A 17,756-nucleotide genomic window follows, 5' to 3' on the forward strand; every position below is an offset into this window, starting at 1 on the left:
CGTACGGGCCCGGATTTCCGGGCCCGTACGGCATTGCGGACAAAACGTGGCCACGGGGTGCGCATCACGGGACAGGACGGGCATGACACGATGCCGTCATGCCATCCGCGTTGACCGATCTCTGCCGGTATCCGATCGTGCAGGCCCCGATGGCGGGCGGCGTCTCCTGCCCGCAGCTCGTCGGAGCCGTGGCCGAGGCCGGCGGGCTCGGCTTCCTGGCCGCCGGGTACAAGACGGCGGACGGCATGTACAACGACGTCAAGCAGGTCCGCGGACTGACCGGCCAGCCCTTCGGCGTCAACCTCTTCATGCCGCAGCCCAACCTCGCCGACCCGAGCGCCGTCGAGGTCTACCGGGATCAGCTCGCGGGCGAGGCCACCTGGTACGAGACCCCGCTCGGCGAGACCGAATCCGACGGGGACGACGGCTACGAGGCCAAGCTCGCCATCCTGCTGGAGGACCCGGTCCCGGTCGTCTCCTTCACCTTCGGCTGCCCGACCCGGGACACCCTCGACGCGTTCGCCGCCGTGGGCACGTACACCGTCGTGACGGTCACCACGCCCGAGGAGGCCCAGGCCGCCCAGTGGGCCGGCGCCGACGCGGTCTGCGCCCAGGGCGTCGAGGCGGGCGGCCACCAGTCCACCCACCGCGACGACCCGCAGGCCGACGGGATCGGCACCGGGCTGCTCAGCCTGGTGGCCCAGGTCCGCGAGACCGTGCAGATCCCGGTCATCGCCGCCGGCGGGCTGATGCGCGGCTCCCAGATCGCGGCGGTGCTCGCGGCCGGGGCCGATGCCGCGCAGCTCGGCACCGCCTTCCTGATCTGCCCGGAGTCCGGCGCCCACCTGCTGCACAAGCAGGCCCTGACCAACCCGCTGTTCGTCCGCACCACCCTGACCCGGGCCTTCTCCGGGCGCCCGGCCCGCGGCCTGGTCAACCGCTTCGTCCGCGAGCACGGGCCGTACGCCCCGGCCGCCTACCCGCAGATCCACCAGCTGACCGCGCCGCTGCGCAAGGCGGCGGCCAGGGCCGGGGACGCGCAGGGCATGGCGCTGTGGGCCGGCCAGGGGCACCGGATGGCACGCGAGCTGACGGCCGGCCGGCTCGTCGCCCTGCTCGTCGAGGAACTGGACGCCGCACGGGCGGCAGTGAGCACAAGGAGCACGCAGTGACGGCACCCGTCTTCGTCGTCGAGGAGATGCCCGCGGGGCCCGGGTTCGTCCTGGACGGCCCGGAGGGGCGGCACGCCGTCTCGGTCCGGCGCCTGCACGCCGGGGAGGAGGTCGTCCTGACGGACGGCCGGGGCCGCTGGGCACAGGGCGTGGTGTCCGCCGCCGAGGGCAAGGACCGGCTGGTGCTCGGCGGTCTGGAGCCGGTCCGCGAGGAACCCCGCCCCGGCCTCCGCATCACCGTCGTCCAGGCCCTGCCCAAGGGCGACCGGGGCGAGCTCGCCGTCGAGACGATGACGGAGACCGGCGTCGACGCGATCGTCCCCTGGCAGGCCGGGCGCTGCATCACCCAGTGGAAGGGCGACCGGGGTCTCAAGGCGCTGGCGAAATGGCGCGGCACCGCCCGCGAGGCCGGCAAGCAGTCGCGCCGGGTGCGGTTCCCCGAGGTGGCGGACGCGATGACGACCAAGCAGGTCGCCGCGTTTCTGGCCACCGCCGACTTCGCGGCCGTGCTGCACGAGGACCGCGGGTACCCCGGCGAACCGCTGGCCACCGTGGAGCTGCCCGAGGCGGGTGACATCGTGCTGGTCGTCGGCCCGGAGGGCGGCGTCTCGCCCGAGGAGCTGGCCGCGTTCGCCGCCGCCGGGGCCCGGACCTGCCGGCTCGGGCCGACCGTCCTGCGGACGTCCACGGCGGGCACGGCGGCGACGGCCCTGCTGCTGGGCCGCACCGGCCGCTGGTCATGAATCGGGCCGTTTCCCCGAACCTTGGCCGGTTCTGGCCGCAAGCGGTCTACCGCACCGTCAGGAGCGGTGGGAAGCTGCCCGTATGGGGACATCAAGGGCATGGCGCAATCGAGGGATCCGACGCTTTCCGGCCGTGATCTGCCTCACCGGCACGGTCGTCGCCGGACTCTCGGCCTGCGACCCGGTCAACGACCTGGACTCCGCGTCCATCGCGGTGACGACCGATCAGACCGCCACCCGCGCGCTGGAGCACGAAGGCGTGCACGTGCAGTGGCTGAGCTGCACGGCACGGATCAGCGGGGGCGCGAGTGCCGGCACCCGGACCGGTTCGTCCGCCCCGGCCACCAGCCGGATCGCGGACGTGGACTGCAACGGCCGCACCAAGGAGGGCCAGGACATCAGCCTCGACGGCAAGGTCGACCGGGAGGTCGAAGGCCGGTGCGTCAGCGGTGACATGACCGCGAAGGCGGCCGGGAAGACCGTCTTCCGCGCCACGATGCTCGGCAACTGCGACGCCGCGCCCTCCTCGGCCGCGCCGCCACGGCCCCCGGCGGGCGGCAGCGGGGGAGACAGCGGTGGAGGCGCCCGGCCGACCGTGACGGTCACGGTCACCGTGACCGAAACGCCGCAGGGCAAGTGAGTGCGGGGGACACCGACTGCGTCGGACTCCGGCCAACTCCGTTTCCCCGGCTGCGGCCTCGGCCTAGGGTGATCGCTGTGACACAGCCTTCCTACCTCCGGTATCCCCATGTCCAGGGCGACCTGATCGCCTTCACCGCCGAGGACGACGTCTGGCTCGCGCCGCTCGACGGCGGCCGAGCCTGGCGGGTCAGCGCGGACAACCGCCCCGTGGCCCAGCCGCGGATATCTCCCGACGGCACCCTCGTCGCCTGGGCGTCCACCCGGGACGGGGCGCCCGAGGTGCACCTGGCCCCCGTCGACGGCGGCCCCTCCGAGCGGCTGACCTACTGGGGCGACGCGCGGACAGCCGTGCACGGCTGGACCCCGGAGGGCGAGGTCCTGGTCCTCAGTACCCAGGGACAGGTCTCGCTGCGCCGCACCTGGGCCCGCGCCGTACCGGTCGACGGCGGGCCCGCCCGGACCCTGCCGTACGGTCCGGTCGGCTCCCTCGCCTGGGGACCCGGCGGCCGGATCCTGCTGCTTTCGGCCACCATGGGGCGCGAGGCCGCCAAGTGGAAGCGCTACCGGGGCGGCACGGCCGGCAAGCTCTGGATCGCGGCGGAGGAGGCGCCGGCGGACGGGGAGCCGCAGGAGTTCGTCCGGGTCAACGAGGAGCTCGACGGCAACATCGAGTGCCCGATGTGGGTGGGCGGGCGCATCGCCTTCCTCTCCGACCACGAAGGCGTCGGAGCGCTCTACTCCTCGCTCCCGGACGGCGCCGATCTGCGCCGCCACACCGGCATCGACGGCTTCTACGCCCGGCACGCCACCACCGACGGCACCCGCGTCGCCTACGCGTCCGCCGGTGAACTGTGGCTCCTGGACAGCCTGGAGAGCGACGGCCCCCGCCGCCTCGACATCCGCCTCGGCGGCCAGCGCGCCGACCTCCAGCCGCACCCCGTGCACGCCGGCAGCCACCTGAGCGCCGCCTCCCCGGACCGTACCGGGCGGGGCAGCGCGGTCGGGTCCCGCGGAGCCGTCCACTGGGTCACCCACCGCGAGGGCCCGGCCCGCGCGCTCGCTGTCGAACCCGGCGTACGGGCCCGGCTGCCCCGTACCTTCCAGGCCGACGGCGACCAGCACGTCGTCTGGGTCACCGACGCGGAGGGCGACGACGCGCTGGAGTGCGCCCCCGCCACCGGCACCTCGCCCGACGCCGTACCGCGCCGCCTCGCCGCGGGCCGGATCGGCCGGGTCCTCGACCTGGCGCCCGCCCCCGACGGCAGCCGGTTCGCCGTCGCCGCCCACGACGGACGGGTACTGATCGTCGAGCGGGAGAGCGGCGAGGTCCACGAGGTGGACCGCAGCGAGCACGGCGACGCCTCCGGGCTCGTCTTCTCGCCCGACTCCTCCTGGCTCGCCTGGTCGCACCCCGGCCCCGAGCCGCTGAGCCAGCTCAAGCTCGCCCACCTGGCAGACCTGACGGTCGCGGAGGCGACCCCGCTGCGGTTCCGCGACTTCGCACCCGCCTTCACCGCCGACGGGAAGCACCTGGCCTTCCTCTCCGAGCGGGCCTTCGACCCGGTCTACGACTCACACGTCTTCGACCTGGCCTTCATCGGCGGCTGCCGACCGCACCTGCTGACGCTCGCCGCGACCACCCCGTCCCCGTTCGGGCCGCAGCTGCACGGCCGCCCGACCGAGCGGGAGAAGGGCGGCGACGGCGACGACAACCCCACCGCGCTCCCGGTCACCCGCATCGACCTGGACGGCCTCGCGGACCGGATCGTCGCCCTGCCCGTCGAGGCGGCCAGCTACTCCTCGCTGCGGGCCGCGAAGGACGGGCTGCTCTGGCTGCGCCACCCGGTCGTCGGGGTCCTCGGCACGAGCGCCGCCACGCCCGACGCCCGCCGCCCGGAGACCGTGCTGGAGCGGTACGACCTGGAGAGGCTGCGCCGCGAGGAACTCGCCTCCGACATCGCCCGGTTCGCGGTCAGCGGCGACGGCAAGCGGCTGGTGCTGCACAGCCGGGGCACCCTGCGCGTCGTACCGTCCGACAGCCGGGTGGCGGCGGGCTCCGACGACGACCACGACGGCGACGGCAGCGTCACCGTCGACCTCTCCCGGATCCGCCGCACCCTGGACCCGGCCGCCGAATGGCGGCAGATGTACGAAGAGGCCGGCCGCATCATGCGGGACAACTTCTGGCGCCCCGACATGGGCGGCACCGACTGGACCGGTGTCCTGGACCGCTACCGCCCGGTGCTGGAGCGCGTCGCCACCCACGACGACCTCATCGACCTGCTGTGGGAGGTACAGGGCGAACTCGGCACCTCCCACGCCTATGTGCATCCGGCCGGCGGCTGGCACGACGACTCGGCCCGCCAGGGCCTGCTCGGCGCCGACATCTCCCGCGCCGAGGACGGGAGCTGGCGCGTCGACCGGATCCTGCCCTCCGAGACCTCCGACCCGGCCGCCCGCGCACCGCTCGCCGCACCGGGCGTCGCCGTCCGCGCGGGGGACGCGATCCTCGCGGTCGACGGCCACCCGGTGGACCGTGTGAGCGGCCCCGGACCGCTGCTCACCGGCTCGGCCGGCCACCCGGTCGAGCTGACCGTCTCACCGGCCGGCGGCGGCGACCCGCGCCATGTCGTCGTCGTACCGATCGCGGACGAGGAGCCGCTGCGCTACCACGACTGGGTCGCCGACCGGCGCCGTTACGTCCACGAGCACTCCGGCGGGCGCCTCGGCTACGTCCACGTCCCCGACATGGCCGGCCCCGGCTGGGCCCAGATCCACCGCGACCTGCGCACCGAGGTCGCCCGCGAGGGGCTGGTGGTGGACGTCCGGGAGAACCGGGGCGGCCACATCTCGCAGCTGATCGTGGAGAAGCTGGGCCGCCGCATCGTCGGCTGGGACCTGCCCCGCGGCAGGCAGCCCCACAGCTACCCGGGCGACGCGCCGCGCGGGCCGGTCGTCGCGGTGGCGGACGAGTTCTCCGGTTCCGACGGCGACATCGTGAACGCGGCGATCAAGCTGATGGGCATCGGCCCGGTGGTCGGCACCCGCACCTGGGGCGGCGTGGTGGGCATCGACAGCCGGTACCGGCTGGTGGACGGCACGCTGGTCACCCAGCCCAAGTACGCCTTCTGGATGGAGGGGTACGGCTGGGGCGTCGAGAACCACGGCGTCGATCCGGACGTCGAGGTCGTCATGACGCCGCAGGACCGGGCGGCGGGGCGGGATCCGCAGCTGGACGAGGCGATCCGGATCGCGCTGGAGTCGCTGACCAGGACCCCGGCGAAGACGGCGCCGTCGCTGCCGGAGTGACGTGGTGGCGGGGACCGGGGGCCGCCCCGGCCCCCGCGCCTCGAACACCGGCGAGGCCGGGTGAGCCGTCCCGCTAGGCTGCTCCGTGACGGATCACCGAGACAGAAGGAGCACCACCATGGCGGGAGAACCGCAGCCCGACTGCCTGTTCTGCAAGATCGTCTCGGGTGAGATCCCGGCCACGATCGTCCGGGAGACCGACACCACCGTCGCCTTCCGTGACATCAACCCCCAGGCCCCCACCCACGTACTCGTCATCCCGCGCCTGCACCACCCCGACGCGGCCTCCCTGGCCGCCGCGGAACCGCAGGTCCTCGCGGACGTGGTGCGCGAGGCCGGGCAGGTCGCCGCCGACGAGAAGATCACGGACAGCGGCTACCGGATCGTGTTCAACACCGGTGCGGGCGCCGGACAGACCGTCTTCCACGCGCACGCCCACGTCCTGGGCGGCCGAGGCCTCCAGTGGCCCCCCGGCTAGGGCCGCCGCACACCGTGTCCGCACGTGAACTCGTCGTCCTCGGCACCGCCAGCCAGGTCCCGACCCGGCACCGCAACCACAACGGCTACCTGCTCCGCTGGGACGGCGAGGGCCTCCTCTTCGACCCCGGCGAGGGCACCCAGCGCCAGATGCTGCGGGCCGGTGTCGCCGCGCACGACATCAACCGGATCTGCGTCACGCACTTCCACGGCGACCACTCGCTCGGGCTGGCCGGGGTGATCCAGCGGATCAACCTCGACCAGGTCCCGCACCCCGTCGCCGCGCACTACCCGGCGAGCGGACAGCACTTCTTCGACCGGCTGCGGTACGCGACCGCCTACCGCGAGTCCGTCGAGCTGGACCAGGCCCCGGTCGCCGCCGACGGGCCGCTGGCCACCACGGACGCGTACACGCTCAGCGCCCACAAGCTGTCCCACCCCGTCGAGTCGTACGGCTACCGCCTCGTCGAACCCGACAGGCGCCGCATGCTGCCCGCCCGGCTCGCCGAACACTCGATCACCGGGCCCGACATCGGCCGGATCCAGCGCGAGGGCGCCCTCGGCGGAGTCACCCTCGACGCCGTCTCCGAGCACAGGCGCGGACAGCGGTTCGCGTTCATCATGGACACCAGGCTCTGCGACGGCGTGTACGCCCTGGCCGAGGGATGCGACATGCTGGTCATCGAGTCGACCTTCCTCGACGAGGACGAACGGCTCGCCACCGACCACGGCCACCTCACCGCCGGACAGGCGGCCGGGGTGGCGCGGGAAGCGGGCGTACGGCACCTCGTGCTCACCCACTTCTCGCAGCGCTACCCGGACCAGGAGGCGTTCGAGGCACAGGCCCGCGCCGCCGGATTCGAGGGCGAACTCACCGTCGCCCAGGACCTGATCACGGTCCCGGTCCCCACGCGTCACCAGTAACAGCACCAGTACCACCTGCGTTAGCGAGAAACCGTGCACCTCCCCAAAGCGGAACTCCACCTCCACATCGAAGGAACCCTCGAACCCGAGCTGGCCTTCGCGCTCGCCGCCCGCAACGGCGTGCGACTGCCCTACGCGGACACCGAGGAGCTGCGCACCGCCTACCTCTTCGACGATCTGCAGAGCTTCCTCGACCTGTACTACGCGCTGATGGCGGTGTTGCGGACAGAGGACGACTTCACCGAGCTCGCCGACGCCTATCTCGCCCGCGCCGCGGCGCAGGGTGTGCGGCACGCGGAGATCTTCTTCGACCCGCAGGCGCACACCGCCAGAGGTGTCCCGATCGGCACGGTCGTCGAAGGGCTCGGCCGGGCGCTGGAGCGCAGCGAGGAGAAGCACGGGGTCTCCACCCAGCTGATCATGTGCTTCCTGCGCGACCGGTCCGCCGACTCCGCGCTGGAGACCCTGGAGGCCGCGAAGCCGCATCTGCACCGCATCAGCGCCATCGGCCTGGACTCGGCGGAGGTCGGCCACCCGCCCGCCGAGTTCCGCGAGGTGTACGCCGCCGCGGAGGCGCTCGGGCTGCGCAAGGTCGCGCACGCCGGCGAGGAGGGCCCGCCCGCCTACATCCGAGAAGCCCTCGACGTACTCGGGGTGGAGCGCATCGACCACGGGCTGCGCTGCATGGAGGACCCGGAGCTGGTGGAGCGGCTGGTCGCGGAACGGGTGCCGCTCACCCTCTGCCCGCTGTCCAACGTGCGGCTGCGGGCCATCGACACCCTGGAGGAGCACCCGCTGCGGGCCATGATGGACGCCGGGCTGCTCTGCACGGTGAACTCCGACGACCCCGCCTACTTCGGCGGGTACGTCGGGGACACCTTCCACGCCGTCCACGAGGCGCTCGGCCTGGAGCGCGAACAGCTGCGCACCCTGGCCCGCAACTCCTTCGAGGCGGCCTTCCTCGACCACGACGAGGAGCGCCGGGCGCGCTACCTCTCCGAGGTCGAGGCGTACGCGTTCGACTGACCGTCCCCGCCGGCCGGGCCGGCCGTCCGGAACGCACTCCTGACCAGTCGCCTGCGGCGCAGCTCGGGCAGGCTGAGCTCCGTGACGGCCTGCTCGGGCGCGCCCAGCCTGGGCACGGCGCCGGGCACCGCGCCGGTGGTGACGGCGAGCAGGGCGGCCGGAGCACCGCCCCTGCGGCGCACAGATCCCGGCACCAGCGGCCGGCCACCGCTGTGCAGCGCGACGGCCGTCACCGGGACCGCGACCACCAGGGTCACGGCGCCCAGGACCAGCCCCATCACCGGGTAGCCGGACGCCTCGGACAGCACGCTGCCCAGCAGCGGCCCGCAGGCCACGCCCACCGAGGAGGCCGAGCCGGCGAGGACCGCCCAGCGGCCGCGTACGTCCAGTGAGGCGGCCAGACCGATCAGATACGACAGGACCACCGGGTAGAAGGTGTTCCACACGATCTCGCCGGTCGCGAACGAGCGGAGGCCGTCCGCGGAGGAGCTGACCACGATCATCGCCGCGATGATCACGGTGCCCAGCCCGATCGGGACCGCGCGTCCGAGCCGTGCGCCCAGCAGTCCGGCGCCCATCACGCCGAGCAGTCCGGCGCCGAGGGCGGCGGCGAAGACCGCTCCTATGGAGACTTCGGAGAGCCCGACCTGGACTATCCCGATGCGGCTGCTGACGCCCCAGAGCGCGTTCTGCGCCATCGACCAGATGAGCATGCCGCCCGCCAGCACCAGTCCGGAGCGGCGGTGCGGCAGCCGTCCGGCGGCGGGAACGGCGGGACCCGCGGGCACCGCGCCGCCCAGCCGGGACGTGGCGGGCCAGACGAGGAGCGCGACCAGGGCGATCGAGGCGAACGGCAGCCGGTGCCCGCCGCCCAGGTGAGGGATCGTCAGGTAGAGGAGCCCGGCGGTCGCGGAGACGCTGAGCAGCCCCAGGGACGAGGTCCGGTGCGGATCGCGCTGGGCGGCGATGCCCGCCGCGGCGACCGCGGTCGCCGTGCCGGATCCGAAGCCGCCGACCACCACGCCCAGGACCACCAGCGGTACGGAACCGGCCAGCGCCGCGCAGCCGTAGCCGAGCGCGGCCAGGACCAGCCCGATCCGCGCGGGTCTGCGCGGCCCGTACGTCTCGACCCGGCCCGCCAGGCAGAACCCGGCACAGGCCGAACTCAGCAGCAGGGTGCTGCCGACCAGACCGCCCTGGGCCGGGCTGAGGCCCAGATAGACGGAGAGCCTCCCCACGATGGTGGGGAGCAGATATGAGGCGAGGTAGCCGGCGGTGAACACGGCGACCAGCGGCCACGCGGCGCGAGGGCGCGAGGACATGGGCGTTCCTGAAGACATGCCAGAAGAGGCGGGAGAAGACAGAGAGGGGGTAAGGCGAAAACGCAGAAAATGAAGGAAATGCGAAGAAGTCGACGCACTCGTCGGAAAACGCCTCCAACGGTGCTCGCGGGCCAATTTGTATCAAGCGCCCCCGCCTGACCGAAAGCCGCCTCGCTGTGATCTAAGCCACTTATGTGTTTGTCGCGTTCGTATGCGGGTAGCAACGCATGTTTATGCAGGTCAGGCTCTGTGTGACCGGACCCGGCGTGGACCCCCCGAACGGCGGAGTGAATCGGGCACACTGGCCGGAACTGCCACGACCGGGGAGTGCAAGGTGAGCACTGGGATGCCAGGAATCGACCCACTGGACGGGCTGCGCGCGCCGCAGGACCCGGACTGCGACGTCTTCCTCACCGGCACGGTCTTCCTCGACATCATCTTCACCGGCCTGGACAGCGCCCCCGTGCGCGGCACCGAGTCCTGGGCCCGCGGCATGGGCTCCAGCCCCGGCGGGGTCGCCAACATGGCCACCGCGCTGGCCCGGCTCGGCCTGCACACCTCGCTGGCCGCGGCCTTCGGCGACGACCACTACGGCGAGTACTGCTGGGACGCCCTGGAGCAGGGCGAGGGCATCGACCTCTCGATGTCGCACACCGTGCGCGGCTGGCACTCCCCGGTCACCGTCTCCATGGCGTACGAGGGCGAGCGGACGATGGTCTCGCACGGCCACGAGGCCCCGCCGCCCGCCGCGCCCGACCCGGCCGCCGCCGCCTTCCCGCAGTGCCCGCCCCGGGCCCGCGCCGCCGTCGCCTCGCTCGTCCCGGGCCGCAGCGAGCCGTGGGTGGCCGCGGCCGCCCGCAGCGGCGCCAAGGTCTTCGCGGACGTCGGCTGGGACGAGACCGGCCGCTGGGACCTGGCGGGCCTGACCGACCTGGCGCACTGCCAGGCGTTCCTCCCCAACGCGCAGGAGGCCATGCGCTACACCCGCACCGACTGCCCCCGCGCCGCCGCGCACGCGCTCGCCGAGCACGTACCGCTCGCCGTCGTCACCCTCGGTGCGGAGGGCGCCTACGCGGTCGACTCGGCCACCGGGACCGCCGCAGAGGTCCCCGCGATCGGGGTCGAGGCGCTCGACCCGACCGGCGCGGGCGACGTCTTCGTCGCCGGGTTCGTCACCGGCACCCTGGCCAACTGGCCGCTCGCGGACCGGCTCGCCTTCGCCGGACTCACCGCCGCCCTCTCCGTCCAGGAGTTCGGCGGCTCGCTGTCGGCCCCCGGCTGGGCGGAGATCGCCGCCTGGTGGCAGCAGGTCCGCACCTGCGCCGGCCAGGACCCGGCGGCGCTCCAGCGGTACGCGTTCCTCCAGGACCTGCTCCCGGCCACGGCCCGCCACTGGCCGCTGCGCAGGGCCGTCCCGACGATCGGCTTCCGGCCGTGACCGGGCGGGCCGCGCCCCGCCCGGGAAAACCTCTCCGAGTTGTCGTGACGGAGTCGTAGGCTTGGTACTCCAGAGGTTGTCGAGCAGCGAGAACCCTGCAACGGGAGGTATGCGCAGGCCCGAGGGCCGGCCCATGACTCAGACACCAACACAGCCGCAGGCGCGTGCCCACATCAGGATCCCGGCCGCACACCCCATGGTGATGCTCCTGGGATCGGGCGACTCGCTGCTGCGCGTGATCGAAGCGGCGTTCCCGGAAGCCGACATCCACGTCCGGGGCAATGAGATAAGCGCGACGGGAAACACGGCGGAAATCGCCCTGATCCAGCGCCTGTTCGACGAGATGGTGCTGGTGCTCCGCACCGGTCAGCCGATGACGGAGGACGCTGTGGAACGTTCGATCGCGATGCTCAGGGCCACGGACAACGGCCAGGCGGACGGTGCGGAGACGCCGGCCGAGGTGCTCACCCAGAACATCCTCTCCAGCCGGGGCCGCACGATCCGCCCGAAGACCCTCAACCAGAAGCGGTACGTCGACGCGATCGACAAGCACACGATCGTGTTCGGCATCGGCCCCGCCGGTACCGGCAAGACCTACCTCGCCATGGCCAAGGCGGTCCAGGCCCTGCAGTCCAAGCAGGTCAGCCGGATCATCCTGACCCGGCCCGCGGTCGAGGCGGGGGAGCGGCTCGGCTTCCTGCCCGGCACGCTCTTCGACAAGATCGACCCGTACCTGCGCCCGCTCTACGACGCGCTGCACGACATGCTCGACCCCGACTCGATCCCGCGGCTGATGGCGGCGGGCACGATCGAGGTCGCGCCGCTGGCGTATATGCGGGGCCGTACCCTCAACGACGCCTTCATCATTCTGGACGAGGCGCAGAACACCAGCGCCGAGCAGATGAAGATGTTCCTCACCCGGCTCGGCTTCGACTCGAAGATCGTCGTCACCGGTGACGTCACCCAGGTCGACCTGCCGAACGGGACGAAGAGCGGTCTGCGCCAGGTGCAGGACATCCTGGAGGGCGTCGACGATGTGCACTTCTCCCGGCTCACGTCCCAGGATGTCGTCCGGCACAAGCTGGTCGGCCGTATCGTCGACGCGTACGAGAAGTACGACAGCCAAGGCGAGCAGCACGGCCCGGCCGGCAAGGGCCAGGGCCGTCACAACGGGAAGCAGTAGCAGCGCACCATGTCGATCGACGTCAACAACGAGTCCGGAACCGAGGTCGACGAGCAGGCGATCCTCGACATCGCCCGCTACGCACTCGCCCGGATGCGGATCCACCCGCTCTCCGAGCTCTCGGTGATCGTGGTGGACACCGACGCCATGGAACAGCTCCACATCCAGTGGATGGATCTGACGGGTCCGACCGATGTCATGTCCTTCCCGATGGACGAGCTGCGTCCGCCGGCCAAGGACGAGGAGGAGCCCCCGCAGGGGCTCCTCGGCGACATCGTGCTCTGCCCGGAGGTCGCCAAGAAGCAGGGCGAGGACGCCGAGACGCGGCACTCCATGGACGAGGAGCTCCAGCTCCTCACCGTCCACGGGGTGCTGCACCTGCTCGGTTACGACCACGAGGAGCCGGACGAGAAGGCCGAGATGTTCGGCCTCCAGGCGGCGATCGTGGACGGCTGGCGCGGTGAGCGCGGCATGACCGGCCCCTCGCCCGCCCCCACCGTCTCGTGAGCCTGCCGCTCGTCCTCGGTGTCGTCCTGCTGGTCGTCGTCGGCTGGCTGGCGGCGTGTGCCGAGGCCGGTATCGCGCGTACGTCCAGCTTCCGGGCGGCCGAGGCGGTCCGCTCGGGCCGGCGCGGCGGCGACAAGCTGGAACAGGTCGCGGCCGACCCCACCCGCTATCTCAATGTCGCCCTGCTGGTACGGGTCGCCTGCGAGATGGCCGCCGGGGTGCTGGTCACCTACGCCTGTCTCAAGGAGCTCCCCGAGACCTGGGAGGCGCTGGCCGTCGCCATGGGGGTCATGGTCCTCGTCTCCTACGTGGCCATCGGGGTCTCGCCGCGCACCATCGGCCGCCAGCACCCGCTGAACACGGCCACGGCGGCGGCGTACGTCCTGCTGCCGCTGGCCAGGATCATGGGCCCGATCCCGCAGCTGCTGATCCTCATCGGCAACGCGCTGACGCCGGGCAAGGGGTTCCGCAAGGGCCCGTTCGCCAGCGAGGCGGAGCTGCGGGCCATGGTCGACCTCGCGGAGCAGGAGTCGCTGATCGAGGACGAGGAACGCCGCATGGTGCACTCCGTCTTCGAGCTCGGTGACACGCTCGTGCGCGAGGTGATGGTGCCGCGCACCGACCTGGTCTGCATCGAGCGCTACAAGACGATCCGGCAGGCGCTCACCCTCGCGCTGCGCTCCGGTTTCTCGCGGATCCCGGTCACCGGGGAGAACGAGGACGACATCGTCGGGATCGTCTATCTCAAGGACTTGGTCCGCAAGACGCACATCAACCGGGAGTCGGAGGCCGATCTGGTCTCCACCGCGATGCGTCCCGCGGCGTTCGTGCCGGACACGAAGAACGCCGGGGACCTGCTGCGCGAGATGCAGCAGGACCGCAGCCATGTGGCCGTCGTGATCGACGAGTACGGCGGCACGGCGGGCATCGTCACCATCGAGGACATCCTGGAGGAGATCGTCGGCGAGATCACCGACGAGTACGACCGCGAACTCCCGCCGGTCCAGGAGCTGGAGAACGGCTGCTTCCGGGTCACCGCGCGCCTGGACATCGGGGACCTCGGCGGGCTGTTCGGCCTCGACGAGTACGACGACGAGGACGTGGAGACGGTCGGCGGGCTGCTCGCGAAGGCGCTGGGCCGGGTCCCGATCGCCGGTGCGTCCTCCGAGGTGGAGCTGCCCGACGGGCGCCGGCTTCGGCTCACCGCCGAGTCCCCGGCGGGCCGCCGGAACAAGATCGTTACGGTGCTGGTGGAGCCGCTGGCCCCGCCGGAGGAGGAGGCGGCGGCATGACTCCGAAGGAGCTGAGGGCGTTCTGCCTGGAGTTCAACGCGAGCACCGAGGAGTTCCCGTTCGGGCCGGAGGCGTCCGTCTTCAAGGTGCTCGGAAAGATGTTCGCGCTGAGCTCGCTGGACACCCGGCCGCTGACGGTGAACCTCAAGTGCGACCCCGACGACGCGGAGCGGCTCCGGGAGGAGTACGAGGCCGTGGCGCCGGGGTGGCACATGAACAAGCGGCACTGGAACACCGTGACGGTGTCGGGGCTGCCGGCGGCGAAGCTGCGTGAGCTGATCGAGGACAGTTACGACCTGGTGGTGGCGGGGTTGCCCCGGGCGGAGCGGCTGAAGCTCGACAGGGCCTAGGGTCTTTCGGCCGGGTGGCGTGGGGTGACCGGCACGGTGCCGGTCACCCCACGCCGCGGAGCCGGCCGGGGTCTAGGAGAGCCGCACTTCGGTGTTCTGGCAGGCGTGCAGCAGCCACCTCCCGTCATCCTGCTTCGTCATGACGTAGAGCGGAGCGCCCTCCGACTCGCCCTCCGGCGCGTGGTAGACCTGCCGGACCTTGACGGCCGCCACGTCGGGCCTCAGGAATTCCGTGTGCACCGCCTCGTACGTGATCTCGCCGTCCCAGCTGGCCGCGGGCAGCACGGCGCGGGTGAACTCGGCGATCGCGTCGAAGCCGATCAGGACCTTGCCGTGGCCGGTGGTCCAGATCGCTTCGGGGTGGAAGAGCGCGAGGAACCCCTCGACGTCCTTGGCGCGCTGGGTGTGCTCGACCGTGGTGACGACCTGCTCGATGGCTTTGATGTCTGCGCTTTCGGTGTCCATGCGGAACACTCTTTTACCTCAAGGGAACTTGAGGTCAAGACCCGTTCTCACCGCACCGAGCACCCCCGCTGTTCCCTCTACGAGGCCCGCCGCAGCCCCGCGGCCACCACTCCTGCCCCGACGATCAGCAGTCCCGCGGCCACCGCGACCACGGTCCGTACGCCGTCGAACAGCGACACCTGGGCGGTCGCCACCACGCCGAGCAGCGGGATGCCGACCGTGAGCCCCACCTGCTGGGTCGTCGTCACGAGGCCCGTCGCCAGGCCCTGCTCCTCGTTCGGCACACCAGAGGTGACGGTCAGTCCGTACGCGATGATCGCGCCCAGATGGCAGACGCTGGACAGCGAGACCGCGGCGGTCGCCAGCCAGACGCCCGAGTCCGTGCCGAGGCCCAGCAGCGCCGCGATGAACAGGCCCTGACCGAGGAGCGAGAAGGACAGGGTCCGCCGGGCGCCGATCCGGCCGATCACCTTGGGGGCGTACACCCCGGCCGCCACGGAGGCGAGGCCCTGCACCCCGAAGACCAGCCCGGTCCCGAACGCCGACAGGTCCAGCACCTCCTGGAGGTACAGGGTCAGGACGAAGACGATGGTGCTCATCATCGAGAAGGTGAGCAGCCCGCCCAGGTTGCCGAAGGCCACCGTGCGGCGGCGCAGCATCGGCAGCGAGACCAGCGGGGCCGTCGCACGCGACTCGACGGCCCCGAAGGCGATGAACAGCGCGACCCCGAGGGTGAGGGCGATCTGTACGTCCCCGCGCCCGAAGCCGTGCTCGGCCGCCGTGGACAGGGCGTAGATCAGGGCGAGGAGTCCGCCGGTGACCGTTGCCGCACCGGGGATGTCGAGCCGGGGCCGGTCCGGCGTGCGGGACTCGGCGAGCAGTGCGGGGGCCGTCGCGAGCACCGCGACCGCGGCCACCGTCAGCAGCCCCATCGTGGAGCGCCAGCCCAGGGTGTCGGTGAGCGTCCCGCCGGCCACCATGCCGACGGTGAAGCCGAGGGAGAGCAGCGTGCCGCTGATGCCGAGCGCCCGGTCCCGCTGCGGACCCTCCGGGAAGGTGGTGGTGAGCAGGGACATCCCGGTCGGCACGATCACCGCGGCGCCGAGCCCCTGGAGCGCCCGCCCGGTGAGGAACGCGGCCGGGTTCCAGGCGAGGGTGGCCAGCAGGGACGCGGCCCCGAAGACGGCGAGGCCGGTGAGGAACATCCGGCGGCGGCCGTAGAGGTCCGCGATCCGGCCGAAGAGGAGCAGGAATCCGCCGGACGGCAGCGCGAACGCCGTGATCGCCCACTGCAGACCGGACCGGCCGAGGCCGAGGTCGTCACCGAGGACGGGCAGCGCCACGTTCAGTACGGAGAAGTCGAGCGACACCATGAACTGGGCGGCGCACAGGACGAGGAGCACCAGCCGGGCCCGGCCGGAGAGCCGGTCCGGGGCAGGGGGCGCGGGAGGAATGACAGCTTCTTGAGCCGGGGGATGGATCGCCATGCCCATGAGCCTGCGGGCGCCGGAATATCCGTGGGGAGCGGGAACTTATCCTGTTGGCCGCACCACCAGGCAGGCGCGGGCCCGGACACCAGGGGGAGTACGTGGGCACACCGGCCCGGATCACGGCGGACGCGGGCAAGGCGCACCGTCTGGGCGAGCTGCGGGAATTCCTGATGAGCCGGCGGGCGCGGGTCACCCCGTCACAGGCGGGCCTCCCGGACGGCGGTGCCCGGCGCCGCACCCCGGGGCTGCGTCGCGAGGAGGTCGCCGTCCTCGCCGGGGTGGGCGTCTCCTGGTACCAGTGGCTGGAGCAGGGCCGGGACATCACCGTGTCGCCGCAGGTGCTGGACTCGGTGGCCCGGGTGCTGCGGCTCAGCAGCGCGGAACGCCGGCACCTCTACGTCCTCGCCGGGCTCAACCCGCCCGCCGCACAGGTCGATCCGGCCCACGCGGACATGTGCGACGGCCTGCAGCGGCTGCTGGACCGCTGGATGCCGTTCCCGGCCCACATCATGGACGCGTACTGGAACGTCATCCTGTACAACGACGCGGCCGCGACGGTGATGGGGATGGGGCCGGGCCGGACGCAGAACTGCGTGATCGACTTCTTCACGGACCCGGTCCACCGCGCCCGGCGCAAGGACTGGCAGGAGATCGCGGCCCAGGTCGTCGCCCAGTTCCGGGCCGCCTGTTCCGAATGCCCCGACGACGAGGGATTCCGGGCGATCGTGGCCGAGGCGCGGGAGCGCAGCCCCGAGTTCGCCGCGCTCTGGGAGCGCCGGGACATCGCGCCCGGCGGCCAGATGCGCAAGGAGCTGAACCACCCGGTGGTGGGCACCCTGGTCGTGGAGGCCACCCAGCTGCGCATCCCGGCCCGCCCGGACCTGGTGATCGTGCTGCACAACCCGTGGCCGGGCACCGGCACAGAGGAGAAGTTCCGCCTGCTGGCCTCGCCGGAGGGCCGCCGGGGCATGATGCGCCAGGTCCAGGGGTGAGACGGCCGGGCGCCCCGGTGCCGTGTCCGGCCGCGCTCTTCGTATGCTCGGCACATGAGCGATAGCACCGACCTCGGCGCCGAGGACCGCAAGATCGTCACGCTGGCGCGCAGCGCCCGCGCCCGCAACGGTGTGCCGGAGGGCGCGGCCGTACGGGACGAGACCGGACGTACGTATGTGGCGGGCACGGTGGAGCTGGAGTCGCTGCGCCTGAGCGCGCTGCGGACGGCCGTGGCCATGGCCGTGGCGAGCGGCGCCACCTCGCTGGAGGCGGCCGCGGTCGTCTCCGAGGCCGAGACGCCCTCACCGGAGGACCGGGCCGCGGTACGGGACCTGGGAGGGGCGGACACCCCGGTGCTGCTCGCCGGGCCGGACGGGGTGCTGCGGCTCACCGTGACGGCGGGCTGACCTTCGCAGGACCGGC

Annotated in this window: 17 protein-coding genes; 14 read left to right on the forward strand and 3 right to left on the reverse strand. The window is 72.5% G+C overall.

Features of this window, described 5'->3' with window-relative positions; translation table 11 throughout:
• Positions 1–98 precede the first annotated feature (98 nt).
• The 7 genes from ACIP89_RS02340 (at position 99) to ACIP89_RS02370 (ending at position 8,293) form a co-directional block, all read left to right on the forward strand.
• Positions 99–1,172, forward strand: coding sequence for a nitronate monooxygenase (locus ACIP89_RS02340; protein ID WP_401921422.1), 1,074 nt, complete (start codon positions 99–101; stop codon positions 1,170–1,172).
• Complete coding sequence (locus ACIP89_RS02345) at positions 1,169–1,915, forward strand: 16S rRNA (uracil(1498)-N(3))-methyltransferase (protein WP_401921421.1); 747 nt, start codon at positions 1,169–1,171, stop codon at positions 1,913–1,915. The genes ACIP89_RS02340 and ACIP89_RS02345 overlap by 4 nt, the downstream gene beginning before the upstream one ends.
• Positions 1,916–2,048: 133 nt before the next feature.
• On the forward strand, positions 2,049–2,555 hold the full coding sequence (locus tag ACIP89_RS02350) for a hypothetical protein (RefSeq protein ID WP_402112513.1): 507 nt from the start codon (positions 2,049–2,051) through the stop codon (positions 2,553–2,555).
• Positions 2,556–2,632: 77 nt separating this feature from the next.
• Complete coding sequence (locus ACIP89_RS02355) at positions 2,633–5,866, forward strand: S41 family peptidase (protein WP_401922163.1); 3,234 nt, start codon at positions 2,633–2,635, stop codon at positions 5,864–5,866.
• A gap of 118 nt (positions 5,867–5,984) precedes the next feature.
• Positions 5,985–6,344: a histidine triad nucleotide-binding protein gene (locus tag ACIP89_RS02360; RefSeq protein ID WP_401921418.1), complete on the forward strand. Its 360-nt coding sequence runs from the start codon at positions 5,985–5,987 to the stop codon at positions 6,342–6,344.
• A 14-nt stretch (positions 6,345–6,358) separates the two neighbouring features.
• A complete protein-coding gene (locus tag ACIP89_RS02365) occupies positions 6,359–7,267 on the forward strand; it encodes a ribonuclease Z (RefSeq protein WP_402112517.1) in 909 nt (302 codons plus the stop codon).
• A gap of 33 nt (positions 7,268–7,300) precedes the next feature.
• Positions 7,301–8,293 (forward strand): adenosine deaminase, encoded by a 993-nt coding sequence (locus ACIP89_RS02370; protein WP_401921415.1) that lies wholly within the window; start codon positions 7,301–7,303, stop codon positions 8,291–8,293.
• Here the strand turns inward: ACIP89_RS02370 and ACIP89_RS02375 are convergent.
• Complete coding sequence (locus tag ACIP89_RS02375) at positions 8,257–9,615, reverse strand: MFS transporter (protein WP_401921414.1); 1,359 nt, start codon at positions 9,613–9,615, stop codon at positions 8,257–8,259. The genes ACIP89_RS02370 and ACIP89_RS02375 overlap by 37 nt on opposite strands.
• Positions 9,616–9,949: 334 nt before the next feature.
• On the opposite strand from ACIP89_RS02375, the gene ACIP89_RS02380 reads away from it, so the two are divergent.
• The 5 genes from ACIP89_RS02380 to ACIP89_RS02400 all read left to right on the forward strand — a co-directional run bounded on the left by ACIP89_RS02380 (position 9,950) and on the right by ACIP89_RS02400 (position 14,385).
• Positions 9,950–11,053 carry a carbohydrate kinase family protein gene (locus tag ACIP89_RS02380; protein WP_401921413.1) on the forward strand — a complete coding sequence of 368 codons (1,104 nt, stop codon included), beginning with the start codon at positions 9,950–9,952 and terminating at the stop codon, positions 11,051–11,053.
• A gap of 133 nt (positions 11,054–11,186) precedes the next feature.
• Positions 11,187–12,236 (forward strand): PhoH family protein, encoded by a 1,050-nt coding sequence (locus tag ACIP89_RS02385; protein ID WP_401921412.1) that lies wholly within the window; start codon positions 11,187–11,189, stop codon positions 12,234–12,236.
• 9 nt (positions 12,237–12,245) lie between these two features.
• A complete protein-coding gene (gene ybeY, locus ACIP89_RS02390; RefSeq protein WP_311305765.1) occupies positions 12,246–12,743 on the forward strand; it encodes an rRNA maturation RNase YbeY in 498 nt (165 codons plus the stop codon).
• A complete protein-coding gene (locus ACIP89_RS02395) occupies positions 12,740–14,035 on the forward strand; it encodes a hemolysin family protein (protein ID WP_401921411.1) in 1,296 nt (431 codons plus the stop codon). The genes ybeY and ACIP89_RS02395 overlap by 4 nt, the downstream gene beginning before the upstream one ends.
• A complete protein-coding gene (locus ACIP89_RS02400) occupies positions 14,032–14,385 on the forward strand; it encodes an MmcQ/YjbR family DNA-binding protein (RefSeq protein WP_401921410.1) in 354 nt (117 codons plus the stop codon). Before ACIP89_RS02395 ends, ACIP89_RS02400 begins: the two co-directional genes overlap by 4 nt.
• Before the next feature lie 72 nt (positions 14,386–14,457).
• Here ACIP89_RS02400 and ACIP89_RS02405 read toward each other — a convergent pair whose 3' ends face one another.
• Both ACIP89_RS02405 and ACIP89_RS02410 read right to left on the reverse strand, forming a co-directional pair.
• Positions 14,458–14,850, reverse strand: coding sequence for an SgcJ/EcaC family oxidoreductase (locus ACIP89_RS02405; protein WP_401921409.1), 393 nt, complete (start codon positions 14,848–14,850; stop codon positions 14,458–14,460).
• Between the two features lie 77 nt (positions 14,851–14,927).
• Positions 14,928–16,337 carry an MFS transporter gene (locus ACIP89_RS02410; RefSeq protein ID WP_402112519.1) on the reverse strand — a complete coding sequence of 470 codons (1,410 nt, stop codon included), beginning with the start codon at positions 16,335–16,337 and terminating at the stop codon, positions 14,928–14,930.
• Between the two features lie 101 nt (positions 16,338–16,438).
• Here ACIP89_RS02410 and ACIP89_RS02415 point away from each other — a divergent pair, with 101 nt between their 5' ends.
• Both ACIP89_RS02415 and ACIP89_RS02420 read left to right on the forward strand, forming a co-directional pair.
• On the forward strand, positions 16,439–17,332 hold the full coding sequence (locus ACIP89_RS02415; RefSeq protein WP_401921406.1) for a helix-turn-helix transcriptional regulator: 894 nt from the start codon (positions 16,439–16,441) through the stop codon (positions 17,330–17,332).
• Positions 17,333–17,386: 54 nt separating this feature from the next.
• A complete protein-coding gene (locus ACIP89_RS02420) occupies positions 17,387–17,740 on the forward strand; it encodes a cytidine deaminase (protein ID WP_024491636.1) in 354 nt (117 codons plus the stop codon).
• Positions 17,741–17,756 lie beyond the last annotated feature (16 nt).

Origin of the sequence: Streptomyces sp. NPDC088730, from assembly GCF_044751215.1 — a bacterium.
Taxonomy (GTDB): Bacteria; Actinomycetota; Actinomycetes; order Streptomycetales; family Streptomycetaceae; genus Streptomyces.